The 24,431-nt window shown below is 62.5% G+C and carries 26 protein-coding genes; 5 read left to right on the forward strand and 21 right to left on the reverse strand.

What is annotated here, in order from left to right:
- Positions 1–40: 40 nt before the first annotated feature.
- Together K6T12_RS02880 and pomA are read right to left on the reverse strand one after the other, a co-directional pair.
- Complete coding sequence (locus K6T12_RS02880; RefSeq protein ID WP_222219297.1) at positions 41–988, reverse strand: flagellar motor protein MotB; 948 nt, start codon at positions 986–988, stop codon at positions 41–43.
- Positions 989–1,006: 18 nt separating this feature from the next.
- Entirely contained in the window at positions 1,007–1,762 is a 756-nt protein-coding gene (pomA, locus tag K6T12_RS02885) for a flagellar motor protein PomA (RefSeq protein WP_222219299.1), read from the reverse strand.
- Positions 1,763–2,099: 337 nt separating this feature from the next.
- Here pomA and K6T12_RS02890 point away from each other — a divergent pair, with 337 nt between their 5' ends.
- Genes K6T12_RS02890 through dxs form a run of 3 tightly spaced genes read left to right on the forward strand, consistent with a single transcriptional unit; the run spans position 2,100 to position 5,005 of the window.
- Positions 2,100–2,342, forward strand: coding sequence for an exodeoxyribonuclease VII small subunit (locus K6T12_RS02890; RefSeq protein ID WP_222219301.1), 243 nt, complete (start codon positions 2,100–2,102; stop codon positions 2,340–2,342).
- A gap of 12 nt (positions 2,343–2,354) precedes the next feature.
- Positions 2,355–3,230: a polyprenyl synthetase family protein gene (locus tag K6T12_RS02895; RefSeq protein WP_222219481.1), complete on the forward strand. Its 876-nt coding sequence runs from the start codon at positions 2,355–2,357 to the stop codon at positions 3,228–3,230.
- A complete protein-coding gene (dxs, locus tag K6T12_RS02900; RefSeq protein WP_222219302.1) occupies positions 3,230–5,005 on the forward strand; it encodes a 1-deoxy-D-xylulose-5-phosphate synthase in 1,776 nt (591 codons plus the stop codon). The genes K6T12_RS02895 and dxs overlap by 1 nt, the downstream gene beginning before the upstream one ends.
- An 803-nt stretch (positions 5,006–5,808) precedes the next feature.
- Here the strand turns inward: dxs and ribA are convergent.
- From ribA to glyA, 15 genes are all read right to left on the reverse strand, one after another.
- Complete coding sequence (gene ribA / locus K6T12_RS02905; RefSeq protein ID WP_222219304.1) at positions 5,809–6,423, reverse strand: GTP cyclohydrolase II; 615 nt, start codon at positions 6,421–6,423, stop codon at positions 5,809–5,811.
- Positions 6,424–6,552: 129 nt separating this feature from the next.
- Positions 6,553–7,902, reverse strand: coding sequence for an ATP-binding protein (locus K6T12_RS02910; protein WP_222219306.1), 1,350 nt, complete (start codon positions 7,900–7,902; stop codon positions 6,553–6,555).
- Complete coding sequence (locus tag K6T12_RS02915) at positions 7,899–8,567, reverse strand: response regulator transcription factor (protein ID WP_222219308.1); 669 nt, start codon at positions 8,565–8,567, stop codon at positions 7,899–7,901. The genes K6T12_RS02910 and K6T12_RS02915 overlap by 4 nt, the downstream gene beginning before the upstream one ends.
- 8 nt (positions 8,568–8,575) lie before the next feature.
- Positions 8,576–8,887: a PepSY domain-containing protein gene (locus K6T12_RS02920; RefSeq protein ID WP_222219310.1), complete on the reverse strand. Its 312-nt coding sequence runs from the start codon at positions 8,885–8,887 to the stop codon at positions 8,576–8,578.
- 107 nt (positions 8,888–8,994) lie between these two features.
- A complete protein-coding gene (locus K6T12_RS02925) occupies positions 8,995–9,939 on the reverse strand; it encodes a hypothetical protein (protein WP_222219312.1) in 945 nt (314 codons plus the stop codon).
- Between the two features lie 161 nt (positions 9,940–10,100).
- Positions 10,101–10,313, reverse strand: coding sequence for a hypothetical protein (locus tag K6T12_RS02930; RefSeq protein ID WP_222219314.1), 213 nt, complete (start codon positions 10,311–10,313; stop codon positions 10,101–10,103).
- A 358-nt stretch (positions 10,314–10,671) separates the two neighbouring features.
- Positions 10,672–11,151, reverse strand: coding sequence for a phosphatidylglycerophosphatase A family protein (locus K6T12_RS02935; protein WP_222219316.1), 480 nt, complete (start codon positions 11,149–11,151; stop codon positions 10,672–10,674).
- A 19-nt stretch (positions 11,152–11,170) separates the two neighbouring features.
- On the reverse strand, positions 11,171–12,118 hold the full coding sequence (gene thiL, locus K6T12_RS02940; RefSeq protein ID WP_222219318.1) for a thiamine-phosphate kinase: 948 nt from the start codon (positions 12,116–12,118) through the stop codon (positions 11,171–11,173).
- Between the two features lie 21 nt (positions 12,119–12,139).
- On the reverse strand, positions 12,140–12,616 hold the full coding sequence (gene nusB, locus K6T12_RS02945) for a transcription antitermination factor NusB (protein WP_222219320.1): 477 nt from the start codon (positions 12,614–12,616) through the stop codon (positions 12,140–12,142).
- Positions 12,617–12,622: 6 nt separating this feature from the next.
- A complete protein-coding gene (gene ribH, locus K6T12_RS02950; RefSeq protein ID WP_222219322.1) occupies positions 12,623–13,096 on the reverse strand; it encodes a 6,7-dimethyl-8-ribityllumazine synthase in 474 nt (157 codons plus the stop codon).
- 17 nt (positions 13,097–13,113) lie between these two features.
- Positions 13,114–14,232, reverse strand: a complete 1,119-nt coding sequence (ribBA, locus tag K6T12_RS02955; protein ID WP_222219324.1) for a bifunctional 3,4-dihydroxy-2-butanone-4-phosphate synthase/GTP cyclohydrolase II — start codon at positions 14,230–14,232, stop codon at positions 13,114–13,116.
- A 17-nt stretch (positions 14,233–14,249) separates the two neighbouring features.
- The gene (locus tag K6T12_RS02960; RefSeq protein ID WP_222219326.1) at positions 14,250–14,921 is read right to left on the reverse strand and encodes a riboflavin synthase; all 672 of its coding nucleotides are present in this window, start codon (positions 14,919–14,921) and stop codon (positions 14,250–14,252) included.
- Positions 14,921–16,057: a bifunctional diaminohydroxyphosphoribosylaminopyrimidine deaminase/5-amino-6-(5-phosphoribosylamino)uracil reductase RibD gene (ribD, locus tag K6T12_RS02965; RefSeq protein ID WP_222219328.1), complete on the reverse strand. Its 1,137-nt coding sequence runs from the start codon at positions 16,055–16,057 to the stop codon at positions 14,921–14,923. The genes K6T12_RS02960 and ribD overlap by 1 nt, the downstream gene beginning before the upstream one ends.
- A 34-nt stretch (positions 16,058–16,091) precedes the next feature.
- A complete protein-coding gene (nrdR, locus tag K6T12_RS02970; RefSeq protein ID WP_222219330.1) occupies positions 16,092–16,568 on the reverse strand; it encodes a transcriptional regulator NrdR in 477 nt (158 codons plus the stop codon).
- 126 nt (positions 16,569–16,694) lie between these two features.
- On the reverse strand, positions 16,695–17,951 hold the full coding sequence (gene glyA, locus K6T12_RS02975; RefSeq protein WP_222219332.1) for a serine hydroxymethyltransferase: 1,257 nt from the start codon (positions 17,949–17,951) through the stop codon (positions 16,695–16,697).
- 520 nt (positions 17,952–18,471) lie between these two features.
- On the opposite strand from glyA, the gene ettA reads away from it, so the two are divergent.
- A complete protein-coding gene (gene ettA, locus K6T12_RS02980; RefSeq protein WP_222219333.1) occupies positions 18,472–20,130 on the forward strand; it encodes an energy-dependent translational throttle protein EttA in 1,659 nt (552 codons plus the stop codon).
- 77 nt (positions 20,131–20,207) lie between these two features.
- On the opposite strand, the gene K6T12_RS02985 is transcribed toward ettA, so the two are convergent.
- Positions 20,208–21,302, reverse strand: coding sequence for a GGDEF domain-containing protein (locus K6T12_RS02985; protein ID WP_222219334.1), 1,095 nt, complete (start codon positions 21,300–21,302; stop codon positions 20,208–20,210).
- 169 nt (positions 21,303–21,471) lie between these two features.
- Between K6T12_RS02985 and K6T12_RS02990 the strand changes: the two genes are divergently transcribed.
- Positions 21,472–21,849 carry a PilZ domain-containing protein gene (locus K6T12_RS02990; protein ID WP_315853555.1) on the forward strand — a complete coding sequence of 126 codons (378 nt, stop codon included), beginning with the start codon at positions 21,472–21,474 and terminating at the stop codon, positions 21,847–21,849.
- A 60-nt stretch (positions 21,850–21,909) separates the two neighbouring features.
- Here the strand turns inward: K6T12_RS02990 and K6T12_RS02995 are convergent, their stop codons facing one another.
- The 3 genes from K6T12_RS02995 to radA all read right to left on the reverse strand — a co-directional run bounded on the left by K6T12_RS02995 (position 21,910) and on the right by radA (position 24,416).
- A complete protein-coding gene (locus tag K6T12_RS02995) occupies positions 21,910–22,605 on the reverse strand; it encodes a helix-turn-helix transcriptional regulator (protein ID WP_222219336.1) in 696 nt (231 codons plus the stop codon).
- Positions 22,605–22,916 (reverse strand): hypothetical protein, encoded by a 312-nt coding sequence (locus tag K6T12_RS03000; RefSeq protein WP_222219337.1) that lies wholly within the window; start codon positions 22,914–22,916, stop codon positions 22,605–22,607. The genes K6T12_RS02995 and K6T12_RS03000 overlap by 1 nt, the downstream gene beginning before the upstream one ends.
- A gap of 123 nt (positions 22,917–23,039) precedes the next feature.
- On the reverse strand, positions 23,040–24,416 hold the full coding sequence (radA, locus tag K6T12_RS03005) for a DNA repair protein RadA (RefSeq protein WP_222219338.1): 1,377 nt from the start codon (positions 24,414–24,416) through the stop codon (positions 23,040–23,042).
- Positions 24,417–24,431: the final 15 nt, after the last annotated feature.

The following is a 24,431-nucleotide window of genomic DNA, read 5'->3' on the forward strand; positions in this document are numbered from 1 at the left end:
CAATCTACGGCGCTTACCGCTGAAGCTCATAGCTTGAAGCTTAAAAAATCTCGTCCGGTCGCAGCTGCAGGAACTCCTGGGCGTTATCTTCCTGCTGGGTCTTGATCTTGTCGAGCATCTCCTTGTCGTCGCCCTTCTGGATCACGATCTCCACCCGGCGGTTACGCGCGCGGTTTTCGAAGGTATTGTTCGGCACCAGCGGCTTGGCATCGGCATAGCCGACTACGGTGAAACGCTTCTGGTCGATCCGAGGATCACCGAACAGTTCATTGGCCACCGCCAGGGCGCGGGCTACCGACAGGTCCCAGTTGGAGGTGAAACGGCGACCGGCATAAGGAATATTGTCGGTGTGCCCCTCGATGGCGACCTTGCCGCTGATGTTGAGCATCAGGTCGCGGATCTTGGCGATTACCGGGATATAATCGAACTTCAGTTCAGCCGAGCCGGAGTCGAACGAGCCCTTCTCCTTGACCCGGATGATGATCTTGCGGCCGTCGGTTTCCACCTCCACCGCGCCCTGACCGATCTCCTTGCTCAACGCGGCAACCACTTCGACCGCTTGCTGCTCGGCCTCCTGCTGCTGCTTCTCCAGCATCTCCTGCAGGTTCTCTTCGAACTCGCCGTCCATCTTGTCCTTGATCTCGGCGTCACCCTCGATCGAGCGGATATCGAGCGTATTGAGGTTGTTGTTGACGGTCATCTGCCGCACTTCGTTCAGCGGCGTCGGCTCCGGCCGCCCCGGACTGAACTCCTGGGCGATGATGGAGGTCCCTTTCGGAATATCCTCCACCTTGATCTGGTTCTGCACCCCGAACGCTTCACGCATCGAACCGGCCAGCTGCTTGAACTTCAGTACGTCCATCTCAGAAAAGGAGAGCAACAGGACGAAGAAGCACATCAGCAGTGACATCAGGTCGGCAAAGGTCGCCATCCAGGCCGGCAGGCCGGCCGGACATTTAGGGCATTCGAGTTCGCTATCGTCACTCATCGACGCATCCGCCCACTATCAGCCGTTTTCGCCACGTTTCTTCTCGGGCAGGTAGTTCTTCAGCATCTGCTCGATAACGCGCGGGTTCTGGCCAGCCTGGATCGCCAGCAGGCCGTCGATGATCATCGCCTGGTTCAGCTCCTCCTCCTGCCGACGCAGGCCGAGCTTGTCCGACATCGGCAGCACGATACAGGTGGCGATCATCGCGCCATACAGGGTGGTCAACAGCGCCACCGCCATCGCCGGCCCGATCGCCTTCGGGTCGCTCATGTTAGACAGCATCTGCACCAGGCCGATCAGGGTACCGATCATGCCCATCGCCGGCGCCACATCGCCCATCGCGGCGAAGATGGTGGCGCCCTGCTCATGACGATCGGAGGTCAACTTGGCCTCTTTTTTCAACAGCATCTTGACCACTTCCGGGTCGTGTCCGTCCACCAGCAGCTGGATCCCCCGCTGCATGAAGTCGGAGCTGACCTGCTTGTCCTCCAGCGATAGCAGACCGCCCTTGCGGGCCGCATCGGCCAGCTCGACGGTTTCGCTGATGATGTCTTCCGGATTAGCCGACTTGTATATGAATGCCTTGGCCGCGATCTTACCCGCCCCCAAAAACTGGGCCAGGGTGTACTTCATCATCGCGACCAGCAGGGTACCGCCCACAACGATCAGCAGCGACGGCGGGTTGACGAAGACGCCGGCGTCTCCCCCCATTACCATCGCGGCGATGATCAGACCCATCGCACCGATCAGACCGACAAGCGTTGCAATATCCACACAGCTCTCCTATCAATCGGCACACTTCCGAGGCGTGCCAACAAGCGTTCTAGGCGACTGCACATGGTATTAAAAAATGAGCAGACATTCACCCACCGAACATACGTTTAAGCGGTGAAATGTGTACTTAACTATCAGGCATAGACTGTGCGTCGATTCAGCGGACGACCGCATCATTCCTGCCCTCGGCAGAGCCGGACGACAGCCGGCTGATTGCCGCGGCGGCGGCGGCTCGAACAACAAAGCAGCCACCAAGGTCGTATACCCTTTCCAGCGAGATTGACCCTCCCCGGTCGCTCCGGTAAGTTCTACGCCTCTAGAGAAGCAGGTAATCTGAATGCCCCGTAAGAAGAAAACACCGGACTTCGAGCAGTCCCTCAGCCAACTGGAAACCCTGGTCGAACAGATGGAGCAGGGCGAACTGTCGCTGGAGGAGGCGCTGCAGGCGTTCGAGGAGGGCGTCAAGCTGACCCGCGAATGCCAGTCGATCCTCGATCAGGCCGAGCAGAAAGTACAGCAGCTGATCAGCAACAGCCAGGGCGAGCTGCAGAGCGTACCCTTCGAACCGGAACAGGATTAAGCCGTGGAGCTGATGCAGCAGCTGGGCCAGTATCGGGCCCGTACCGAACAGCAATTGGCCGCCCGACTGGAGCGGGACAGTATTGCCCCACGTCTGCAGCAGGCGATGCGCTATGCACTGCTGGACGGCGGCAAGCGGGTACGCCCCTGCCTGGTCTACTTGGTCAACCAGTTGCTGGGCGGCAAGCTGACGGACGCCGACCCGGCTGCCTGCGCGCTGGAATGCATCCACAGCTACTCACTGGTGCACGACGACCTGCCGGCGATGGATGACGACGCCCTGCGTCGTGGCCAGCCCACCTGCCACATCCAGTTCGACGAGGCCACCGCGATCCTGGCCGGCGATGCGCTGCTGACGCTGGCGTTCGAGCTGATCAGCGACGCCGCTTACCCGCTGCCGGCGGAACAGAAGCTGCAGATGACCCGCCAGCTGGCGATTGCCGCCGGCGATCGCGGCATGATCGCCGGCCAGATGTTCGACATCCAGCACGAGGGGCAGATGCTGACGCTGGATCAGTTGCAGCAGATGCACCACCATAAGACCGGCGCCCTGCTGTCGGTGGCGATCGAACTGGGCGCGCTGTCCAGCGGGCAGGTCGAGCCGAACCAGTTGGAGGCATTGCGCCGGTATGGCCGGGCGATCGGCCTGGCGTTCCAGGTCAAGGACGATATCCTGGATATCGAAGGCGATACCGAGACCCTCGGCAAGCCGCAGGGGTCCGACCAGGCTGCCAACAAACCCACCTACCCGGCCCTGCTGGGGCTCGACGGCGCTCGCCAGAAACTGCACCAGCTGCACCAGACGGCGCTGGACGCGTTGCGCGAGTTCGGCCCGCAGGCCGATGCACTGCGTGCACTGGCCGACTACATCGTCGAACGTAACCACTGATGTTCCAGCAGATCCCGACGCAGCGGCCAACCACGCCGCTGCTGGACCAGATCAACGACCCGGCCGACCTGCGCCGACTGAACGCCGACCAGCTGCCGCAACTGGCCGAGCAGCTGCGCGCCTACCTGCTGTACAGCGTCGGCCAGACCGGCGGCCACTTTGGCGCCGGCCTGGGTGTGGTCGAGCTGACCATCGCCCTGCACTACCTGCTGGACACCCCGAGCGACAAGCTGATCTGGGATGTCGGCCACCAGAGCTATCCGCACAAGATTCTCACCGGCCGCCGCGAACAGATGCTCAGCATGCGCCAGCCGGACGGCCTGGCGCCGTTCCCGCGCATGAGCGAAAGCCCCTACGACGCCTTTGGCACCGGCCACTCCAGTACCTCGATCAGCGCCGCGCTGGGCATGGCATTGGCGGCCCGGCTGCAGGGCCGCCGCCAGAAAACCGTAGCGGTGATCGGCGATGGCGCCATGACCGCCGGTATGGCGTTCGAAGCGCTGAACCACGCCACCCACACCGGCGGCGACCTGCTGGTGATCTTGAACGACAACGACATGTCGATCTCCCACAACGAGGGCGGCCTGGCCAACTACATCTGCAACGACCTGAAAAACCGCACCGCCGGCGAGCAGACCGGCGCGCTGTTCGGCACCCTCGATTTCGAGCACCACGGCCCGGTCGACGGTAACGACCTGGAACAGCTGCTGCCGCTGCTGGACCGGGTGCTGCAGAGTGAACGGCCGCAGTTCCTGCACCTGCTGACCCGCAAGGGCAAGGGTTTCGAACCGGCCGAGGCCGACCCGGTCGGCTACCATGCGATCGGCAAGATCGAACCGCTGGACCAGCGTCCGAAACCGAAGAAGGCGACCTTCGCCAACAGTTTCGGCCGCTGGATCACTGAGCTGGCGGCGCAGGATGAACGGCTGGTCGGCATCACCCCGGCGATGCGCGAAGGGTCCGACCTGGTTGCCTTCTCGCAGCAGTTTCCGGAACGCTATTTCGATGTCGCCATCGCCGAGCAGCATGCGGTCACCCTGGCAGCGGGCTTCGCCTGCGAAGGGATGAAACCGGTGGTGGCGATCTACTCCACCTTCCTGCAGCGCGCCTACGACCAACTGGTTCACGACGTGGCGATCCAGGATCTGGACGTGCTGTTCGCCATCGACCGGGCCGGCCTGGTCGGGGAAGACGGCGCCACCCACGCCGGGCTGTTCGATATCAGTTACCTGCGCTGCCTGCCCGGGATGCTGATCATGACCCCGGCCGACGAGCAGGAGCAGCGCAACATGCTCTACACCGGCTACCTGCATCAGGGCCCAGCAGCGGTGCGTTACCCACGCGGCAGTGGCAGCCGGCCCGATGCAAGCGACTCGCTGGAACAACTGGAGATCGGCAAGAGCCGACCAATCCGCCAGGGCGAGCGGGTCGCGATCCTCAATTTCGGCCCACTGTTACCGGCCGCCGCACAGGCCGCCGAGCAGCTGAATGCCACACTGGTCGACATGCGCTTCGTCAAGCCACTGGATTGCGAACAGATCGACCGGCTGGCCGCCAGCCATGAGCTGCTGGTTAGCGTCGAAGATCATGCAATCCAGGGCGGCGCCGGCTCGGCGGTTGGCGAGTACCTGCAACCGCTCAACGTGAGTTGCCAACTGCTGACGCTGGGCGTGCCGGACCGCTGGATCGAGCATGCCTCACGGCAGGCGCAGTTGGCCGAGTGCGGGCTGGATGCGGACGGTATCCGGACGGCGATAGAAGCGCAGCTAGGTTGATAGCCGAAAGTTGCGGCTAGATAAAACAGGACATGATGTCGCCCTGGTAGCGGACTGCTACGGAGCTCAGTCCCTGTAGGAGGGGATTTATCCGCGACCCGCGGTGGTCCTGTCAGAACCCGCGGCTTGTCGCCCGCGGAGCGGGCTGCTACGGAGTTCAGCCCCTGGAGGGGAGGATTTATCCGCGACCCGCGGTGGTCCTGTCAGAGTCTGCGACAGTCGCCCTCGGAGCGGGCCGCTACGGGGCTCAGCCCCTGTAGGAGGGGAATTATCCGCGACCCGCGGTGGTCCTTTCAGAGTCTGCGGCAGTCGCCCTCGGAGCGGGCCGCTACGGGGCTCAGCCCCTGTAGGAGGGGAATTATCCGCGACCCGCGGTGGTCCTTTCAGAGTCTGCGGCAGTCGCCCGCGGAGCGGGCTGCTACGGGGCTCAGCCCCTGTAGGAGGGGATTTATCCGCGACCCGCGGTGGTCCTGTCAGAACCCGCGGCTTGCCGCCCGCGGAGCGGGCCGCTACGGGGCTCAGCCCCTGTAGGAGGGGAATTATCCGCGACCCGCGGTGGTCCTTTCAGAGTCTGCGGCAGTCGCCCGCGGAGCGGACTGCTACGGAGCTCAGCCCCTGGAGGAGAGGATTTATCCGCGACCCACGGTGGTCCTTTCAGAGTCTGCGGCAGTCGCCCTCGGAGCGGGCCGCTACGGAGCTCAGCCCCTGTAGGAAGGGGCTCCGGCCGGCCACGCGACCAACATCAGAAACTTATCTCCGGTAAGTCGGCACACCACCCAAGGCGCTACCGACAAACCCGGATTTTATTCGCTCTCTTCGCGGAAATGGTGCTCGGTCATCATATGACCCAGCTTGCCCATCTTGGTGGCGAGGTAGTTCTCGTTGTGGCGGTTCTTGCCGACCTGCAGCGGCACCCGCTCGGCGACGCTGACACCGAACTTCTCCAGCGCCTTGACCTTGCGCGGATTGTTGGTCATCAGCCGGACCCGCTTGATGCCCAGATGGTCGAGCATCGGCTGGCACATGCTGTAATCGCGCATATCCGCTTCGAAACCCAACGCCTCGTTGGCTTCCACGGTATCGGCACCGCCATCCTGCAGATGGTAGGCGCGGATCTTGTTGAGCAGGCCGATGCCGCGCCCTTCCTGACGCAGGTAGAGCAGCACGCCGCTGCCCTCTTCGGCGATCCGCTTCAATGCTTCCTGCAGCTGGAAACCGCAATCGCAACGCAGGCTGAACAGGGCATCGCCCGTCAGGCATTCCGAATGAACACGCGCCAGGGCCGGCTGGTCGCCGCCCGGCTCACCGAACACCAGTGCCACATGCTCCTTGCCGGTGGTCTCGTCATCGAAACCGACCATCTCGAATACCCCCCAAGGGGTCGGCAGTTTGGAGGAGGCTACGAATTTTACAGTCACACAAGCTACCCCTGTAAGCGAAGGCGCACATTATAGCAGCGCCACCGGGTGCGCCAAACCAACAGTGACCGTTTCTTTACATGATAGGAAACAACAGACTGTTGCGGTCGCCCGAACCACTCAATCCGATCAGCCATCCGGCATCTCGACATCGTGCCGGCGCGGCAGACAGACATCGACCTGCAAACCGCCTAGTCGGGATGAACGGCTGAGCTGCAACCGCCCCCGGTACTGGCGGATGATATCGCAGACGATGCTCATCCCCAGGCCGTGGCCGTGGCGCGACTCGTCCAGCCGCTCGCCACGGTTCATCAGCCGCGCCATCTGTTCCTCCTCGATACCGGGGCCGTCATCCTCGACTCTCAGATCCAGGTGGTCTTCCCCCATACTGACCGCCACCCGCACCCGACCCTCGGCCCATTTACAGGCGTTGTCCAACAGGTTGCCGAGCAGCTCGACCAGATCGTCGCGCTCGCCGGGAAAGTAACTGCCTTCGTCGATCCGACACCGAACATTCAGCGCCTTGTCGCGATAGATGGTCTTCAATGTTCGCTCGAGCTTTTCCAGCTCCTCGGCGATGAAGATCCGCTGGCCCGGCAATGCCGAGCCGGCAATCCTGGCCCGGGTCAGCTCACGGCCAATCAGGTCGCACAGCCGGGAGGACTGTTCACGCATCGCGTCGGCGCAGTCCGGCGCGTTGTCCTTCAGCTTTTCAATCTGTCGGTCCAGCACGGTTAGCGGAGTCTTGGCGGCATGGGCCAAGTTGCCCAGCGCGTTGCGCGAGCGTTGCAGGCGCAACTCCATCGACTGCACCAGGTAGTTGATCTCGGTCACCAGCGGCTCCACTTCCAGGGTGTCGCTGTGCGGCAGCTGGCGTATCTCGCCTTTTTTCAATTTGCCAATATCGTCGCGTACCCGCACCAGTGAGCGCAGCCCGCTACGGATCACCATCACCTGCACCAGCAACAACAGCGCCAGCGACACCAGCCCGACGGTTGCTACCAACCAACCGAGCCGTACCAATCCCCTTTCGATCCGCTGCACGTCCTGCGCCACCAGCAGATGCACGTTCCGGCCCTGCTTCATGAACTGCTCTTCCAGCACCAGCCAGGAGCTGCGCCCCTTGCGGATCAGGTAGAGGTTGTCCTGGCCGACGGTACGGGCCCCTTCCAGCGAGATGCGGTCATCCCACAGCGAGCGGGAGTAGAACCACTGGTCACCCACCGCCAGCTGGAAATAGTGGCCCGACATCGGTTGCTGATAGACCGGATCGACCATCTCCGGCAGCACCTCCCAGACGCCCGGTTCCTCGACCTGTACCGCCCGCAGCAATGCATAAGCGTCACTGGACAACCGGTCGCCCACGAAGTCATAGGCGGTCTGACGCAAGAACCAGCCGTTGGCCAACCATAACAACAGGAATACCAGCATCGTCAGCACGATGAAGCCGACATTGAGTCGCGCCTGGATCGATTTCATCGAGGAGACGCCACAAAGATATAGCCCTGACCGCGCTTGGTGAGAATCCGCTCCTTGCCGATCTTCTTGCGCAGCATCTTGATATAAGCTTCGATCACGTTACTGTCGTTGTCGGCCCCCTCATCGTACAGATGCTCGACCAGCTGCAATTTCGACAGCACCCGACCGGGGTTGTGCATCATGTAGCGCAACAGCCGGTATTCGGTGCCGGTTAGTGAAACCTCGCTGCCGCCCGTCAGTTGCACGGATTGGGTTTTCTCATCAAGCGATAGGCCGTCGACCTGCAGGGAACTGGAGATCTGCTGGTTTGCCCGGCGCAGTAACGCGGTCATCCTCACCAGCAGTTCTTCGGAGTGAAAGGGTTTACCCAGGTAATCGTCGGCACCGGCCTCGAAGCCATCCACCCGCTCCTGCCAGGCGGAGCGGGCGGTCAGGATCAACACCGGTATGTTATTGCGCCGGGTGCGCCAGTTGCGCAGCACATCCAGCCCGCAACGTTGTGGCAATCCCAGATCCAGGATCACCAGATCGTAGATATCCTCATAGCCCATCGCTTCGCCATCGACGCCATTATCGGCCAGATCGACCGCGTAGCCACTGCGTACCAACTCGGCACGCAACTCCGGCCCTAACACCGGATCGTCTTCCACCAGCAGTACTCGCATTCGTTTGCTTACTCCGTCAGCAATGACCCGGTGCGGGCGTCCACATAGATAATCCGCACCACGCCGTCCCGGCCGGCAACCTCCATCTCGTAGATATAGCCACTACCATGGCGTAGCAGAGTGGTATCGAGCATCCGCCCTTCAGTCAGTCGGTCAACCCGCTGATGCAGTTCCGCCATCGGCAAAATATCACCTTTTTCCACCAGCGTGCGGCAGGCATGATAATCCAGTCGTTCCGTTTCATGAGCAAACGACACAGACACGTAGCCCTGCATCGGCAGTACGGCCAGCATGGTGATCAACAAACGTAAGTTGCTCATGGCTCCCCCTCTTCCAAGCAGACTAAGGATTTCCTCTCCAAGCTGCAACCAGCCCAACCGCGACCCGCCGAGCGAGCCGCTGTCGGGTAGTCAATGGGGGCGGGCTGTCAGCTCTGGTACTCGTAAACGCTCTTACCCCAGTGGTCGAATTTCTGCTCGCGCTCTTGCTGCAGCTCCTCAATCAGTTCTTTATCAGTGTGCGCCAACATCAGACCACTTACATCGGAAGTAACCGAACCCTGGTAGTCGTAAACACTTTTACCCCAGTGGTCGGTCTTTTCCTCTTCACGCATCATCTCTTCTTCGATCAGATCACGATCGCTGTGCGCCAGCAGGTCGCTCGAATAGGTCGGGATCGAGCTCTGGTAGTCGTAAACGCTGTTACCCCAGAAATCGGTCTTCTCCTCTTCGCGCATCATCTCATCTTCGATCAGATCACGATCGCTGTGCGCCAGCAGGTCGCTCGAATAGGTCGGGATCGAGCTCTGGTAGTCGTAAACGCTGTTACCCCAGAAATCGGTCTTCTCCTCTTCGCGCATCATCTCATCATCCATCAGCTGACGATCGCTGTGCGCCAGCAGCTGGCTGGACGGGGACGATACGGAACTCTGATAGTCGAAGACGCTCTTACCCCAGTGGTCGATTACACCGTCATACGGCTTATCTTCTTCGTCGGTCTGCTCACGATCGCTACGTGCAATCATTAAACCGGCAGCCTCTGTGGTCACCGAACCCTGGTAGTCGTAGACGCTTTTACCCCAGTGGTCGATCGTGCCCTCATGGCGCATCTCTTCTTCGTCCATCAACTCACGATCACTATGAGCCAGCATCCACTGTGCTCCAACTGTCGGTGTCAGCGAGCTTTGATAGTCGTAGACGCTCTTACCCCAATGGTCGATCTGCTCCTGTTCTCGAATATCCTGCTCTTCCATCAAATCAAGGTCGCTGTGCGCCCACATCTGACTCTGCATGGACTGGCTGTCAGCCGAAACCTGCGCCGATGCCAGAAGAACAGTCGCAGTCACCAACCCGGAGATATGTAGTGTTTTCATGACTAGTTCCTCGTGACTTTTTGTTTTCCAATCTCACTCTAGAGGGACAATCTGAAACCAAGCTGAAAACCCTGATTATTTTTTAGCCAACCATCCCTCACTACCTCATACGCGCCTTGGCTGCCTCCGGATCAATCCGCCGAACGGCCGTGGCAACCGGCTCAGCGGCTATAGTCGTAAATACTGTTGCCCCAGAGATCCCGTTCCGGCACTTCGCCATGCTCGCTCAGATCCGGCTCGACGATTTCCGCGGCCATATTGCCCTGAACCAGGCGGCGCCAGTCGTCGTGAGGATTCACAAGATGGGCCTGCGCAGGGGCGCCGAACAACAGCGCAACGATGATTGCCAGGCCCGGGCGGGTCAGGGATGCCATGATGACGCCTCACAATATTCAGCTGTCATTTAAACAGTAACCGAAGATGGTGAAATCAAGCTGAAAGCGGGCTTTGGAGCCCCGGGAAGTTAACCGTCCAGGCAACGGGCGGCCTTGATTTTGGGGTATATAGCGGGACGGGAGTGCCCATGCCACAGTCGCAGCAGGCAGGAATCTCACCGTAGCAACTCGCTTGCCATGGCCCTTGGCTACGGCGGGCTGCTACGGAGCCCAGCCCCTGTAGGAGATGTAATAAAGCGGCTCCGGCCGGGCAGGTTCAGCCACGACCCGCGGGGTCCTTTCAGAGTCCGCGGCAGTCGCCGTCGGAGCGGCTGCTACAGGAGACGCTGGCAGAATGTTAGAAAATATTCAGCCCGGCCAGTAGCTGCAGGCAGAGCCCGGCATAGACGCCGGCCAGCAGGTCGTCGAGCATGATACCGAGCCCGCCATGAACCTTCCTGTCCGCCCAGCGGATCGGCCAGGGCTTGAGGATGTCGAAGATGCGGAACAGGACGAAGCCGATAGCGATCCACTGCCAGCCGGCCGGTGCGGCCAGCATGGTTAGCCAGAAACCGACAAACTCATCCCAGACAATGCCGCCGTGGTCGTGCACGCCGATATCCCTGGAGGTGCGCTCGCACAGCCAGATACCGATCAGCGTGGTGACCACCAGCATCAACAGGTAGAGCGGCAGGCTCAGCTTGGCGAACCAGAGGTAGGGGATGATCGCCGCCAGGGTGCCGACGGTACCGGGCGCCCAGGGTGAGGCCCCGCTCCCCAGACCGAAGGCGAGAAAATGGATGGGATTGCGCCAGACCGAGGCCGGTACCTTGTTCATTACGTTTCTCGGCTACTGCTCAATTATCCGGAAAATGATCGAAGCCGGCTGCCGCAACCGACTCTAACCGGCCATCGGGGTGGCGCAGTCGCAGACCGGATTCGGCCTCGATGCGGCCAACCACGGTGACCTGGTCGGACAACGAAGCCAACAGAGAGCGCTGCGCTTCAGGCAGAGTGAAACAGAGCTCGAAATCCTCGCCGCCGGACAGCGCCCACTGGCGTGCCTGCTCGCGGCCGAACCGGGCCACCAGCGCCGCCGACAACGGTAGCCCGTCCAGTTCGATCTCCGCGCCGAGGCCGTCCTCCAGCAGGTGGCCGAGATCGGCCAGCAAACCGTCGGAGATATCGAGTCCGGCAGTGGCGATACCGCCGATCCGGTGGCCGACCGCCAAACGGGGTTCGGGGCAGTAGAACCGCTGCCGTAGCCAGTCGACATCTCCACTGGCTGCGCTTTGATCCAGCAACGTCTGCAGACCGCCCCGGCTATCACCGAGGGTGCCGGTCACGCAGACCAGGTCGCCCGGCTGCGCGCCACGGCGGGTCAGCGCCCTGCCCGGCTCCACCGCGCCATGTACCTGGACGCTCATCGTGCGGTGACCGCGGGTGGTATCGCCACCGACCAGCACGATGCCGAAGTCGGCGGCCCGCTCCGACAGCCGTCGTGCAAACGGCTCCAGCCAGGCGGGATCCGCTTCCGGCAGGGTCAGCGCCAGGGTGAACCAGAGCGGTTCGGCGGCCATGCCGGCCAGATCGCTGACCGCCGCGCCGAGCAGCCGCTCGGCCAGCCGGGCCGGATCCGAACCGGCTAGAAAATGGGTGCCCTCGACCAGGGTATCGATCGATACCGCCAACTGTCGGCCGATGGGCAGTTGCAGCAGGGCGCAATCGTCGCCGATCCCCAGCGCCACCGAGTCGACCGCCGGCTGGCGGGCGAAATAGCGCCGGATCAGTTCGAATTCACCCATACTGTGTGCCTGCGTCCCTGCTTACTTCTTCTGGCGGGCGGCCTGGATCTCGGCCATCCGTGCGCGCTGGGCGACCTTGTCCAGCACACCGTTGACGTAACGGTGGCTGTCGGTAGCACCGAAGATCTTGGCCAGCTCAACGCTTTCGTTGATCGCCACCCGGTACGGTACTTCCAGCCGCTGCAGCAGCTCGTAGCTGCCGATGCGCAGCACGTTCAACTCGACCGGGTCCAGGTCGTCCAGCATGCGGTCGAGGAACGGCTCGAAAGTCTTGTCCAGCTCGGACTTGCGGCTGGCAACGCCACGCAGCAGTTCGGAGAACAGCTGCAGATCGGTGTTGCGCATGTCGTTGTCGACCCGGAATTGGGCTTCCAGCTCGTTGATCGGGTTGCCGGTCAGCGACCAGGAGTACAGCGCTTGCAGCGCGAAGGCACGCGCCGAACGACGCTGTTCGGTCAGGGAGACTTTCTTGCCTTTGGACGCAGGTTTGTCGCTCATGCCCGATTAACCCTCAAGCTGCCGCAGCAGGCTGACCATCTCCAGCGCAGACAGCGCCGCTTCCGCACCCTTGTTGCCCATCTTGGTACCGGCACGCTCGACCGCCTGCTCGATACTGTTGACGGTCAGGATGCCGTTGGCCACCGGTACGTCGTAGTCCAGGGAGACCTGGGCCACGCCCTTGGAGCTTTCGGAGGAGACATATTCGAAGTGCGGTGTACCGCCGCGGATTACCGCACCCAACGCGATAATGGCGTCATCCCGCTTCTGCTGGGCGACTTTCTTCACCGCCAGCGGAATCTCGAACGCGCCCGGTACCCGGATCACGCGAATGTTGTCTTCGCTGACGCCGTGGCGCTTCAGGGTGTCCAGCGCGCCTTCCAGCAGGCTTTCAACCACAAATGCATTGAAACGGCCGACCACAATGGCATAGTTGCCGGCGCCGCTGATCAGATCACCTTCAAAGGTTTTAACAGCCATCTTATAGTTCCGCTTTATCAGTCTTCACAGGGTATATATTCGACGATCTCCAGATCAAAGCCGGAGATCGCGTTGAATTTCATCGGCGAGCTGAGCAGGCGCATCTTGCCCACCCCCAGGTCGCGCAGGATCTGCGAGCCGGTGCCGACGGTCAGGTAGGCGCCGGAGGCGCTGACATTGACCTTGTTGGATTTGCTTCGACCGGCCAGCACGCCCTGTAGCGCCTCGCCCAGATCCAGCCGTACGCCGGTATCCAGCAGCACCACCACGCCCTGGCCCTCCTGGGCCACCCGCTTCAGCGCACGGCGCATGGTCCACTTACGCTGGCCGTCGGGATCGACGCCGACCACGTCGCGCAATACCTCGGTGCGGATATGCACCCGCGCCAGGGTCGGCTCGTCGCCCTTGATCTCGCCCTGGTACAGCGCCAGGTGCGTGCAACCCTGAATCTCGTCCCGGTAGGTGATGTAATTGAAATCGCCGTACTCGGTCGGCAGCACCCCCTCCTCTTCACGATGGATGGTGTGCTCGTTCATGGTGCGGTAATGGATCAGGTCGGCGATGGTGCCGATCTTCAGGTTGTGCTTCTCGGCGAACTTCTCCAGATCCGGGCGGCGCGCCATGGTGCCGTCCTCGTTCATGATCTCGACGATCGCCGCCGCCGGGCCATAGCCGGCCATGCGGGCCAGGTCGCAACCGGCCTCGGTGTGGCCGGCGCGGCTCAGTACGCCGCCCGGCTGCGCCATCAGCGGGAAGATATGGCCCGGCTGGACGATATCCTCCGGCTTGGCGTCGGCTTTCACCGCGGTACGCACCGTGTGGGCGCGGTCGGCCGCCGAAATACCGGTGGTCACCCCTTCCGCCGCCTCGATCGACAGCGTGAAGTTGGTCGAAAACTGGGCGCCGTTGCTCTGCACCATCAGCGGCAGCTTGAGCTGTTCGCAACGCTGGCGGGTCAGCGTCAGGCAGATCAGGCCGCGGGCATGGGTGGCCATGAAGTTGATATCTTCCGGTCGCACCATCTCGGCCGCGATCACCAGGTCGCCTTCGTTTTCGCGATCCTCGTCGTCCATCAGGATCACCATCTTGCCCTGACGGATATCTTCGATCAGTTCTTCAGTGCTGTTCAGCTTCATAATCTTTCCCGTTCGCCTCAGCGATTCAAAAATCCGGATTGCGCCAGCAGCTCCATGCTCAGGCCGCCGCCAGCCGATTCAGCTTGCGGTTCGGTCGCAGCGCCGCCCAGCAACCGTTCAAGGTAGCGGGCAATGATATCAACTTCCAGATGCACCGGATGACCCGGGCCATACTGCTGGATAATGGTCTGCTCGGCGGTATGCGGCACGATGTTCAGTTCGAACAGCTCGCCGTCGACCGCGTTGACCGTCAGGCTGACGCCATCGACGGTGATCGAGCCCTTGCCGGCGATATAGCGGCGGATGTTCTGCGGTGCACGGATCGCCAGCCGGATCGAGCGGGCATCATCATAGCGCTCGACCACCTCGCCGACTCCGTCCACATGGCCGGTGACGATATGGCCACCGAACCGGCTGCTGGGCATCATCGCCTTTTCCAGGTTGACCCGCTCACCCACCTGCAGCTGTTCAAAGCGGCTATGCGCCAGCGTCTCACGCGACACATCGGCCCAGAAGCCGTCGCCCGGCAACTCGACCGCGGTCAGGCAGATGCCGTTGGTGGCGATGCTGTCGCCCAACTTGACGTCGGCCAGGTCCAGCGCGCCGGTGCGGATATAGAGCCGCATATCGCCCTGCTGCATCTCGATCGCCGCGACCATGCCCACCGCTTCGATAATTCCAGTAAACATCAATCGGCCTCCCGATACTTCGGCTGCAGTGTAAAACAGAGATCCCCGCCCACCTGGCGACAGTCCAGCACCTTCAGCGGGATCTGCTGGGCCATCCGGGTCAGCGGCAGCTCAAGCAGCGGCCGGCCATCCGAACCCATCAGCGTGGGTGCCATGAACAGCACCAGCCGGTCCGCCAGTTGTTGTTCGACGAAGGCACCGGCCAGGGTAGCACCGGTCTCCACCAGCACCTCGTTGCACTGCTCATGCTGTGCCAGGTACCGGAGCAGCGCAGACAGATCGACCCGGCCATCCAGTGCCGGCAACGCCAGCAGTTCGGCGCCAGCCAGTTTCAGCGCCTGTTCGTTTCCCGGCCGCTCACCGACATGGACGAGCAACGTGCGGCCCGCTTGTTTAAGTATGTTCGCGTCCGGCGGCGTGCGCAGCCGACTGTCCAGCACCACCCGCAACGGCTGGCGGCAGACGATCTCGGCGGCGTTATCCAGCCCCAGTTCGGTTTCACGCACGGTCAATGCCGAATCGTCCTGCAGGATCGACTCGACCCCGCTGATGATCGCACAACTACGCGCCCGCAGCCGCTGCACCTGGCGGCGCGCCTGCGGCCCGGTGATCCACTGGGACTCGCCGCTGCGCATCGCGGTGCGACCATCCAGGCTGCCGGCCAGTTTCAGGGTCACCAGCGGCATGCCCTGCTCCATCCGCTTGATAAAGCCGGGATTGAGCTCGCGCGCCTGCGCCTCGAGCAGGCCGTGCTCGGCAACGACAGCGGCCTCGGCCAGCAGTTTCATGCCACGCCCGGCGACCTGCGGGTTGGGGTCGACCATGCCGGCCACCACCCGCGCCACGCCGGCGCGAATCAAGCCTTCGGCACAGGGTGGCGTGCGGCCGTGGTGGCTGCAGGGCTCCAGCGTCACGTAAGCGGTAGCGCCGCGGGCCTGCTCACCGGCGTGGCGCAAGGCATTGACCTCGGCATGACCCTCACCTGCGCGCAGATGGAAGCCCTCGCCAACGATCAGGCCATCTTTGACCAGCACGCAACCGACCCGCGGATTGGGCGCGGTGGTGTACAGCCCGCGCCGCGCCAGGCGGATCGCCCGCGCCATGAATTCACGGTCCTGAATGCTGAATGCTGTCATTGAAGCCACCCGTCTATCACGCCTGATGCCAACCTCAGTCCGTGCCGTTGTCGACGCCGTCGCGCAGCGACATCCGCTCGATCTCTTCACGGAACTCGTTGATATCCTGGAAACTGCGATACACCGAGGCAAAACGGACATAGGCCACCTCGTCCAGCTTGCGCAGTTCGGCCATGGTCACTTCGCCAACCTGGCGGGACGGCAGTTCGCGCTCGCCGGTGGCGCGCAGGCGATGCTTGATGCGGTTCAGGCAGGCTTCGACATCCTCCACCGACACCGGCCGTTTCTCCAGCGCCCGCTGGATACCACCGCGCAGCTTCTCATCGTCGAACGGCTGGCGCGAGCCATCGCTCTTGATCACTTTCGGCATCAGCAGTTCGGCGATTTCGTAGGTGGTGAAACGTTCATGACAGGCAACGCACTCGCGGCGCCGACGGATCTGCTGACCTTCAGCCACCAGCCGGGAATCGACCACTTTGGTTTCATTGGCACCGCAAAACGGACAATGCATCTTCGAATCCTGTCATAAAGAGCGAGGGATGAGAAATCCCTTAAAAAGAGCGCATTACGCTGAAATAACGCAGAAATAAAAAAGGCGGTCCGAAGACCGCCCGCGCATTGTACCCTGTCTACCCGATCACTTGTAGACCGGGAAGCGGGCGCACAGCGCCTTGACCTGTTCCTTGACCTTGGCGATGGTCGCCTCGTTGTCGATATCGTCCAGGATATCGCAGATCCAGTTGGTCAGCTCGCTCACTTCCGCTTCCTTGAAACCGCGGCGGGTCACCGCCGGGCTGCCGATCCGCAGGCCGGAGGTGACGAACGGCGAGCGCGGATCGTTCGGTACCGAGTTCTTGTTGACGGTGATGTTGGCCCGGCCCAGTGCCGCGTCCGCATCCTTACCGGTGATGTCCTTGTCGATCAGGTCGACCAGGAACAGGTGATCTTCAGTGCCGCCGGAAACGATCTTGATGCCACGCTCCTGGAACACCTTGGCCATCGCCTGGGCGTTCTTCACCACCTGCGCCTGGTAAGCCTTCCACTCCGGCTCCAGCGCTTCCTTGAAGCAGACCGCCTTGGCAGCGATCACGTGCATCAGCGGGCCGCCCTGGGATTCCGGGAACACCGCGAAGTTCAGTTTCTTCTGCAGCTCCTCGTCGGCACGGGCGGACAGGATCAGGCCGCCACGCGGACCACCCAGAGTCTTGTGGGTGGTGGTGGTCACCACGTCGGCGAACGGCAGCGGCGACGGGTAGACGCCCGCCGCAACCAGGCCGGCGATGTGCGCCATGTCGACGAACAGGAAAGCACCGACCTTGTCGGCGATATCGCGGAAACGCTGCCAGTCGACGATACGGGAATAAGCGGAGAAGCCGGCAACGATCATCTTCGGCTTGTGCTCTTCTGCCAAGCGCTCGACCTCGGCGTAGTCGATCTCACCGGTTGCCGGGTTCAGGCCGTACTGGACCGCGTTGTAGATACGGCCGGAGAAGGACACGGAGGCGCCGTGAGTCAGGTGACCGCCGTGCGCCAGGCTCATGCCCAGCACGGTGTCGCCCGGCTGGCACAGCGCCATGTAAACGGCGGCGTTGGCCTGGGAACCGGAGTGGGGCTGTACGTTGGCATAGCTAGCACCGAACAGTTCTTTGGCACGGTCGATCGCCAGCTGCTCAACCACATCGACGTACTCACAGCCACCGTAGTAGCGCTTGTTCGGATACCCCTCGGCGTACTTGTTGGTCAGCGCGGAACCCTGCGCCTCCATCACCCGCGGGCTGGTGTAGTTCTCGGATGCGATCAGCTCGATATGCTCTTCCTGGCGCAGCGCCTCGGACTGCATGGCATTCCACAGCTCGGCGTCGAAATCGGCGATAGTCATGTCTTTGGTAAACATTGCTCGGTTGTCCTCTAATACTTGCAATGTGCAACGTACAGCCCTGTGCAGGGGGCCGGTGAAGGAGCGCGAAGTATACCGTATGAAACGGGGCAGGACACTTGAAAGCCGCTCAGCCCGGCTTCAATGGCTTTCAAGCGGTTATTTCAGAACCAGCGGTAATCGCAACTCAGGGTGAGCAGGCCGGTTCAAGGACAGGGAGGAATGTCTTTTCAAGTGGCGCTGTTCCACACGGCCTGGACAGCGACTGTAGCGCTGACGCTGTGTGCCCTTTGGGTATCAGTCGGCCAGGAGCCGGCAAGGCTCCCCAACCGCCTACGGCGGTGGCGCACTGAAGTACGCCCGGTTGATTTAATTGGCCGATGCAGGCCGGACAGCGCGGCGCAGCACGGCCACACTGCAGTCTAGATCGCCGCCGATTGCCCGCCAGCCTGAAATTTGACCTGAATCAGGTTGGCACTCGATAACCGCAATCAGATAAAATCTTGCCATTCCAATTACAGATACAGGTTGTCACTGAATGGCTCAGTACGTTTATTCCATGAACCGCGTCGGCAAGATCGTGCCGCCGAAACGCGAAATTCTGAAGGACATCTCGCTGTCGTTCTTCCCGGGCGCCAAGATCGGCGTACTGGGCCTGAACGGCGCCGGTAAATCCACCCTGCTGCGCATCATGGCCGGCATCGACACCGAGATCATCGGTGAAGCCCGCCCGATGCCGGGTATCAAGGTCGGTTACCTGCCGCAGGAGCCGCAGCTGGACGACAGCAAGACCGTGCGCGAGATCGTCGAAGAGTCGGTCGCCGACGTCAAAGAGGCGTTGGACGGGCTGGAAGCGGTCTACGCCGCCTACGCCGAGCCGGACGCCGACTTCGACGAGCTGGCCAAGAAACAGGCGGAATACGAGAACCTGATCCAGGCCAAAGACGGCCACAACCTGGACAACGCCCTGGAACGCGCCGCCGACGCCCTGCGCCTGCCGGCCTGGGACGCCAAGGTCGAACACCTGTCCGGTGGTGAGCGTCGCCGCGTGGCACTGTGCCGCCTGTTGCTGGACAAGCCGGACATGCTGCTGCTGGACGAGCCGACCAACCACCTGGACGCCGAGTCCGTGGCCTGGATCGAGCGCTTCCTGCAGGAGTACCCGGGCACCGTGGTGGCGATCACCCACGACCGATACTTCCTCGACAACGCCGCCGGCTGGATCCTGGAGCTGGACCGCGGCCGCGGCATCCCGTACGAAGGCAACTACTCGGCCTGGCTGGAGCAGAAAGAGAAGCGGCTGGAGATGGAGGCCAAGCAGGAAGCGGCACACCGCAAATCCGTTGCCGCCGAGCTGGAGTGGGTCCGCCAGGGCAGCAAGGGCCGCCAGTCCAAGTCCAAGGCGCGTCTGAAGCAGTTCGAGGAGATGAACTCCAAGGAGTTCCAGAGCCGCAACGAGACTCAGGAGATCTACATTCCGCCGGGTCCGCGCCTGGGCGACAAGGTGATCGAAGCTAAAGGGATCTCCAAGGCATTCGGTGACAAGGTGCTGTTCGAAGACCTCAGCTTCTCCATCCCGCAGGGGGCGATCGTCGGCATCATCGGCGGTAACGGCGCCGGTAAGTCGACCCTGTTCAAGATGATCGCCGGTGAAGAGCAGCCGGATACCGGCGAGATCGAGATCGGCTCCACCGTGCAGCTGGCCTACGTCAACCAGTCGCGCGACCTGGACGGCAGCAAGACTGTGTTCGAGGAGATCTCCGACGGCCAGGACATCATCACCGTCGGCAACTACCAGACCCCGGCCCGCGCCTACTGCGGTCGCTTCAACTTCAAGGGCGGCGACCAGCAGAAGTTCGTCAAGGACCTGTCCGGTGGTGAGCGCAACCGCCTGCACATGGCCAAGCTGCTGAAAGAGGGCGGCAACGTGCTGCTGCTCGACGAGCCGACCAACGACCTGGACGTGGAAACCCTGCGTGCGCTGGAGGAAGCGCTGCTGGCGTTCCCGGGCTGCGCGGTGGTGATCTCGCACGACCGCTGGTTCCTGGACCGTATCTGCACCCACATGCTGGCTTACGAGGGCGACTCCAAGGTGGAGTTCTTCGAAGGCAACTACAGCGAGTACCAGGAAGACTACAAGCGCCGTTACGGCAAAGAACACCAGCCGGAACGGATCAAGTACAAGCGGATCGGCTAAGTTCCAGACTTATCAAAATAACAAACGGCTCCCTCGGGAGCCGTTTTTGTTTTCAAAGCCGCACGATCGTAAATCATTCAGGCCGCAATCTGCACCCGGTCGCGGCCACTGCCTTTGGCCTCATACAGCGCTTCGTCGGCCCGCTTCAGCAGATCGTCGATATCGTCGCCGGCCCTGACCGATGCCAGGCCGATGCTGGTGGTAAAGCCGATTTTCTCGCCGCTGGGGGTCAATACCTGGGTACCGTGACAGCCATTGCGAATCGCCTCGGCCACCTGCCGGGCCTCACCGGCATCCAGGCCGGGCAGCACCATCAGGAACTCCTCACCGCCGTAGCGGCCGGCCAGATCCAGCTTCTTACGGCAGTGTCGGCGCATCAGCTTAGCGAAGGTGCGCAACACAATATCGCCGGCGGCATGGCCATGCTGGTCGTTAAACTGCTTGAAGTGGTCCAGATCGAACATCAACACCGACAACGGCTTGCCGTGGGAGCGGTAGCTCGCCAAGTCGGCACCGAGCTGCTCCATCAGCTGGCGCCGGTTGGACAGTCCGGTCAGCGGGTCGCGGGTCGCCTGGCGGAACAGCCCCAGCAGCATGTTGAGCTGATTGACCGCCGCCCAGCCGGCGATGGCGCCCAGCACCGACAGCAACCAGAGGTCGTTCAACGTGCCGATCTGGCCGAAGCTGTCGCGCATCAGCTGAGTGCTCAACTCCAGCAGGAGGACCCCGCCGGCGAAGACTATCACCTCCAGGATGGTCAGCGGAAACACCGCCATCATGCAGATGATCATAAACGGGAAGAAGTGGTAGCCGGCCACCTGGTTGCCGTAACCGGCCTGGATCAGCAGCGAGGTCGAAGCGGTCTGAAAGGCCGATAGCAGGCCGACCAGCAGCAGCAAGCGCAGGTAGCCCAGCCGCAGATCGTAAGGGCTGTGATACCAGGCGGCCAGTACCAGGCAGAGACCGCCCGACAGCGCCCGACAGAGGGCGATCGGCGCCAGGATATCGGCCGGCAGCAACAGCGCATCGACCAGCACCCAGGCCGGTTGCAGCAATCCCATCAGCAGGGCGATCACCCGGATGCGGCGGTACAGGTGGTGGCTGCGGGCGTGATTGAAATAGCGTGAGTGCCGCCCCGCCGTCACCACATCGAGCAATGCCTCGAACACCATGACGCACTTTCTTCCTGAAAATTTACGAGGCGTTCAACCTTACCCGCAGTGCTGTTGCGGAACCATGACCCAGCTCAGTTGCGCCTTCTTATTACAGGCCGGAAAGGTTCCCATTAATGAAAGCGCTGTACTAAGATGGCAGGCATCAGTACCCGTACGGGAAATCATCGTGACAACTGCAAATCCGCACGAGCGACGCCGCTTCACCCGCATCCGCTTCGACGCCAGCACGGCGCTGAAACTCGACGGCCACTCCAGCCCGGTGGAGTTGCTGGACCTGTCGCTGAAAGGCGCTCTGGTGGCGTTGAGCGAAAAATTGCCCTGCCCGGTCGGCAGCCCGGTCGAGCTGCTGATCGAACTGGCGGACGGCGCCACCCGGCTGCGCCTGCCGGCCAGCCTGGCACACACCGAAGGCCTCCATGCCGGCTTCCTCTTCGATACCCTCGAGCTGGAAAGCCTCAGCCACCTGCGCCGGTTGGTGGAGCTGAACCTGGGCGACAGCAGCCTGCTGGAGCGCGAACTGGAACAGCTGTTCCCGCAGCAATAAACGAGATATCAAACACCCTGGCGGCTCGGATGCCGCGCCTAGTCGTTTATCAAGGGGTTGCTAGTCGAAATCGTCCATAGCCAGCTCCGTGGCCAGATAGTGCTGCAGGCTGAGTTGGTGGTGGGTTTCGAAGTGGCGGTCGGTGACGCACACCTCGAGTATCCGATCCAGCCGAAAATTGCGGTAGGCACGGCGCAGTTCGCACCAAGCCAACAGGGTCCAGCAATGACGCCAGCCGATCAGCGCCAGCGGATAAACCAGCCGCTCGCTGAATTCCCCCTGCAGGTCGCGATAGCGCAGTGTCAGGCACTGGCAGCGTTCGCAGGCCTTGCGCAGCATGGCGTGGGTTCGGCGGGCCTCCTCGTCACGTTTCAGAACCGGCACCCGGTAGGGCTGTTGCTCGGCCTGGCGCTGCAGATGCTCGGGCAGAATCGCCCGCACCTTGTGCTCAGCGCTGCGCGCGGCAGCGGCCAGCTGCGGGTCGGTGAAGGCCCGCACCATACGCAGGCCCACCAGTTGGGCCAGCAGTTCGTCCGCTTCGAACATCAGCGGCGGCAGCTGGTAGCCGGGCCTCAGCCGGTAGCCGACACCGGCCTCGCCCTCGACCGGCACGCCGGCCAGTTGCAGCGCCTGGACATCCCGGTACAGGGTACGCAACGAGACCTCCAGCACCTCGGCCAGCTGTTGCGCAGTCATGGCCGTGCGCCTACCCCGCAGTAGCGTGATGATTTGGAACAGGCGCTCGGCTTTGCGCACTAGCAGCCGCCCAGGACCGCTTGCTGCACCTGGCTGTGGTTCATCACCACGCTGTCGGCGTCGACCATCTGCATGAAAGCGCTCTGGCCGTTGTCGCGCATAAATGCTTCGGCCGCCCGCTGCGCGTCAGCCTGGCTACTCCAGTAGACAATATCTCGCCACAGGCCCTGCCCATCGCGGCTCAGGCTGCGGTAGTGAAAGCCCGGCTGACGCCCCGCCCAGTCGCTGATGACCTGGGAGGCGGCTACAAAGTCCGCTTCGGACACGCCGGGTTTGGTGCGGAAAGTCACCAGCTCAATAACTTCGCTCATGATGTTATTCCTTGTGCGTTAGGTTGCAAGCTCGATCGCTTGTACTGCGCACTCTACACAGGGGCTCCTGACAACGTGGTGTCAGCAGGTTTACGCCGCCCCGGGATAAACAACCTGCCGGGCTCAGATCGCGTCCAGCGCCTGCGACAAGCTGGTCACACCGATCACCTCCATACCCGGCAATGGTTCCTTGGGCACGTTGCTCTTCGGCACGATGGCCCGCCGGAAACCGTGCTTGGCCGCCTCGCGGATACGCTCCTGGCCGTTCGGTACCGGCCGGATCTCGCCGGACAGGCCAACCTCGCCGAACGTCATCAGGTCCTGCGGTAACGCCCGGTCGCGGAAGCTGGACACCACCGCCAGCAGCAGCGCCAGGTCGGCGCTGGTTTCCAATACCTTGACGCCACCGACCACGTTGACGAATACGTCCTGATCGCCGGTGTGCAGCCCGCCGTGGCGGTGCATCACCGCCAGCAGCATCGACAACCGGTTGCCCTCCAGGCCGACCGCCACCCGGCGCGGATTGTTCATATGGGACTGGTCGACCAGCGCCTGGATCTCCACCAGCAGCGGCCGGGTACCCTCCCAGACCACCATCACCACGCTGCCCGGGCTGGCCTGTTCGGCCTGGCTGAGGAAGATCGAGCTGGGGTTCTTGACCTCGCGCAGGCCACTCTCCAGCATCGCGAACACCCCCAGCTCGTTGACCGCGCCGAATCGGTTCTTGTGCGAACGCAGGGTGCGGAAGCGGGAGTCGGACGAGCCCTCCAGCTGCAATGAGCAGTCGATCATATGCTCCAGCACCTTCGGCCCGGCCAGGCTGCCGTCCTTGGTGACATGGCCGACCAGGAACAGCACGGTGCCAGTCTGCTTGGCGAAGCGGGTCAGGTAGGCGGCTGCTTCGCGCACCTGGGACACCGAGCCGGGCGCCGACTGCACATCGGCGATATGCATCACCTGGATCGAGTCGATCACCACCACCTTCGGTTTGAGCTGGTTGGCGACATCGCAGATCGTCTCCACCGAGGTTTCCGACAGCATCTTCAACTGATCGGCCTTCAGGCCCAGCCGGTGGGCGCGCATCGCCACCTGCTGCAACGACTCCTCGCCGGTCACGTACAGCGCCGGCATCTGGCCCGCCAGGTGACACATGGTCTGCAGCAGCAGGGTACTCTTACCCGCCCCCGGGTGGCCGCCGATCAGGATCGCCGAGCCCGGCACCAGGCCGCCGCCCAACACCCGGTCCAGCTCACCACTGCCGGTCGAGAAGCGCGGTACCTCCTCCAGGTTCACCTCGGCCAGACTGACCACCTGGTTCTGCGCGGCACCGCCGGCGTAGCCTTCGAAGCGGGCATTGCGCGCGCCGCCTCCGCCACTACTGCTGCCCAGCCGCACTTCGGTCAGTGTGTTCCAGGCACCGCAGGCCGAGCACTGGCCCTGCCACTTGCTGTGGTCGGCGCCACAGTCGTTACAGACAAAAGCGGTTTTCTGTTTGGCCATCGACAAGGTTCCTGC

Source organism: Marinobacterium arenosum, from assembly GCF_019795155.1.
In the GTDB taxonomy this organism is placed as follows: domain Bacteria; phylum Pseudomonadota; class Gammaproteobacteria; order Pseudomonadales; family Balneatricaceae; genus Marinobacterium_C; species Marinobacterium_C arenosum.

What these genes read in the sequence shown, in the direction of transcription:
- K6T12_RS02915 (WP_222219308.1), bottom strand. Translation starts at nt 8,567, where the DNA reads ATGCGAGTACTGCTGGTGGAAGACGATCCGGTGTTAGGGCCGGAGTTG.
- nrdR (WP_222219330.1), bottom strand. Translation starts at nt 16,568, where the DNA reads ATGCATTGTCCGTTTTGCGGTGCCAATGAAACCAAAGTGGTCGATTCC.
- K6T12_RS02895 (WP_222219481.1), top strand. Translation starts at nt 2,355, where the DNA reads ATGCAGCAGCTGGGCCAGTATCGGGCCCGTACCGAACAGCAATTGGCC.
- radA (WP_222219338.1), bottom strand. Translation starts at nt 24,416, where the DNA reads ATGGCCAAACAGAAAACCGCTTTTGTCTGTAACGACTGTGGCGCCGAC.
- K6T12_RS02985 (WP_222219334.1), bottom strand. Translation starts at nt 21,302, where the DNA reads ATGGTGTTCGAGGCATTGCTCGATGTGGTGACGGCGGGGCGGCACTCA.
- K6T12_RS02960 (WP_222219326.1), bottom strand. Translation starts at nt 14,921, where the DNA reads ATGTTTACTGGAATTATCGAAGCGGTGGGCATGGTCGCGGCGATCGAG.
- ribBA (WP_222219324.1), bottom strand. Translation starts at nt 14,232, where the DNA reads ATGAAGCTGAACAGCACTGAAGAACTGATCGAAGATATCCGTCAGGGC.
- K6T12_RS02925 (WP_222219312.1), bottom strand. Translation starts at nt 9,939, where the DNA reads ATGAAAACACTACATATCTCCGGGTTGGTGACTGCGACTGTTCTTCTG.
- glyA (WP_222219332.1), bottom strand. Translation starts at nt 17,951, where the DNA reads ATGTTTACCAAAGACATGACTATCGCCGATTTCGACGCCGAGCTGTGG.
- K6T12_RS02920 (WP_222219310.1), bottom strand. Translation starts at nt 8,887, where the DNA reads ATGAGCAACTTACGTTTGTTGATCACCATGCTGGCCGTACTGCCGATG.
- K6T12_RS02930 (WP_222219314.1), bottom strand. Translation starts at nt 10,313, where the DNA reads ATGGCATCCCTGACCCGCCCGGGCCTGGCAATCATCGTTGCGCTGTTG.
- nusB (WP_222219320.1), bottom strand. Translation starts at nt 12,616, where the DNA reads ATGAGCGACAAACCTGCGTCCAAAGGCAAGAAAGTCTCCCTGACCGAA.
- dxs (WP_222219302.1), top strand. Translation starts at nt 3,230, where the DNA reads ATGTTCCAGCAGATCCCGACGCAGCGGCCAACCACGCCGCTGCTGGAC.
- K6T12_RS02890 (WP_222219301.1), top strand. Translation starts at nt 2,100, where the DNA reads ATGCCCCGTAAGAAGAAAACACCGGACTTCGAGCAGTCCCTCAGCCAA.
- ribD (WP_222219328.1), bottom strand. Translation starts at nt 16,057, where the DNA reads ATGACAGCATTCAGCATTCAGGACCGTGAATTCATGGCGCGGGCGATC.
- K6T12_RS02910 (WP_222219306.1), bottom strand. Translation starts at nt 7,902, where the DNA reads ATGAAATCGATCCAGGCGCGACTCAATGTCGGCTTCATCGTGCTGACG.
- ribH (WP_222219322.1), bottom strand. Translation starts at nt 13,096, where the DNA reads ATGGCTGTTAAAACCTTTGAAGGTGATCTGATCAGCGGCGCCGGCAAC.
- ettA (WP_222219333.1), top strand. Translation starts at nt 18,472, where the DNA reads ATGGCTCAGTACGTTTATTCCATGAACCGCGTCGGCAAGATCGTGCCG.
- K6T12_RS03000 (WP_222219337.1), bottom strand. Translation starts at nt 22,916, where the DNA reads ATGAGCGAAGTTATTGAGCTGGTGACTTTCCGCACCAAACCCGGCGTG.
- thiL (WP_222219318.1), bottom strand. Translation starts at nt 12,118, where the DNA reads ATGGGTGAATTCGAACTGATCCGGCGCTATTTCGCCCGCCAGCCGGCG.
- K6T12_RS02935 (WP_222219316.1), bottom strand. Translation starts at nt 11,151, where the DNA reads ATGAACAAGGTACCGGCCTCGGTCTGGCGCAATCCCATCCATTTTCTC.
- K6T12_RS02880 (WP_222219297.1), bottom strand. Translation starts at nt 988, where the DNA reads ATGAGTGACGATAGCGAACTCGAATGCCCTAAATGTCCGGCCGGCCTG.